This is a genomic window from Paenibacillus sinensis (assembly GCF_019904155.1).
Lineage (GTDB): Bacteria > Bacillota > Bacilli > Paenibacillales > Paenibacillaceae > Paenibacillus_AQ > Paenibacillus_AQ sinensis.
Window position 1 is genome coordinate 1 of the sequence record NZ_JAHCMB010000178.1, and the last position, 1,570, is coordinate 1,570.

Here is a 1,570-nt window from a genome sequence, read left to right on the forward strand (position 1 = left end):
GAAGATCCCTCACGTTTGTACCCTAGTATTGTTGAAAAGTTACTGAACAACGAATCTCCCAAGTTATCCAAGCCTGATTCAGTTAGAGATTTCATATCTATTGAAGAGGTTGTAGATATTTACTTGAAGATTGTTAATACAAACTATCCATCCGGTGAGATAATCAATGTGGGAACCGGAAAGCAAAGAACCATTGAGCAATTCTACAACGATATTGCGAAACACATGGGTAAAGAGCATATACAGCCGACCTGGAGTGCTGCTGCATCCAGAATGTTTGAGCCAATCATGTGGGAAGCTGACGTTACAAAATTGAGATCAATATTAAGTCTAGTCAGCCATTAGGAGATAAATATGATAACGAATAATATTAGAAAATCAATATTGCATATGGTTCATTATTCAAGATCGTCTNCAGTTGGTGGAGAGAGATAAGTTTGTATTAAGTAAGGGACATGGTGGCGCTGCATTGTATGCTACATTGGCCGAAAGGGGATTTTTTCCAAAAAGTTACTTGGATCGCTATTATATCAATAACGGTCTTCTGCCAGGACATTTAGATATGGAGGCAGTTCCTGGAATTGAGACATCAGCCGGCTCTCTTGGTCATGGTCTGTCAATTGGACTTGGTATGGCTATAGCTAACCGGCAAAGTCATAACCCCGGAAAAGTATATGTTATTGTCGGAGACGGTGAGTGTAATGAAGGCTCCATATGGGAAGCTGTTATGTTGGCATCGACATTACAATTATCTAATTTGACAGTAATAGTCGACTACAATAAGCTTCAAAGCTTTGGTTGGACCAATGAAGTGATTAATCAAGAAAACATGGCAGAGAGATGGAAATCCTTCGGGTGGGAAACTTTTGAAATAGATGGCCATGATATAAACGAAATTGAGCAAACCTTGAAAACTTCACATAAGGGTCCAAAAGCAATTATTGCTCATACAGTAAAAGGAAAAGGTGTTTCATTTATGGAAAACAAGCTGGAATGGCACTATAAATCGCCAAATGATGAAGAACTTTTATTGGCATTTAAAGAATTAGGTGATGTGTAATGAGAGATACGTTTATAACGGAACTTGTTCACCAAGCTGAGTTGGATGACCGAATCTTCTTGATAACTCCTGATATAGGTTACTCTGTTTTAGAAAAATTCAGAGATCGTTTTCCGGATCGATACTTAAATGTTGGTATTGCCGAACAAAATGCTGTAGGTGTTGCAGCAGGTCTGGCTCTTTCCGGGAAAATTGTTTATGTTTACAGTATTATACCATTCGTGACTATGAGATGTTTTGAACAGGTGCGAGTTGATCTGGCTTACATGCGAACTAATGTTCGTATGGTGGGGGTGGGGGCTGGATTTTCATACGGCCCTGCGGGGGCAACTCATCATTCCATTGAAGATATAGCTATTATGAGAGCTCTTCCCAATATGACAGTATGTTGCCCGGGCGATCCTGTCGAAGTGAAAGAAATTATTAGACAAAGTGTTACACACGATGGGCCTATGTATATTCGTCTTGGGAAAAATAGGGAGCCGAAGATTCATAATGAACTTTCAGATA

3 protein-coding genes are annotated in these 1,570 nt (G+C 39.5%); all 3 read left to right on the forward strand.

Features of this window, described 5'->3' with window-relative positions:
- On the forward strand, positions 1–345 hold a 345-nt coding region (locus KIH86_RS20120; RefSeq protein ID WP_407672323.1), incomplete at its 5' end, for an NAD-dependent epimerase/dehydratase family protein.
- 76 nt (positions 346–421) lie between these two features.
- A complete protein-coding gene (locus KIH86_RS20125; protein WP_235775510.1) occupies positions 422–1,060 on the forward strand; it encodes a transketolase in 639 nt (212 codons plus the stop codon).
- Positions 1,060–1,570, forward strand: a 511-nt coding sequence (locus KIH86_RS20130; RefSeq protein ID WP_407672325.1) for a transketolase family protein, incomplete at its 3' end; no start/stop codon positions are given. The genes KIH86_RS20125 and KIH86_RS20130, both read left to right, overlap by 1 nt.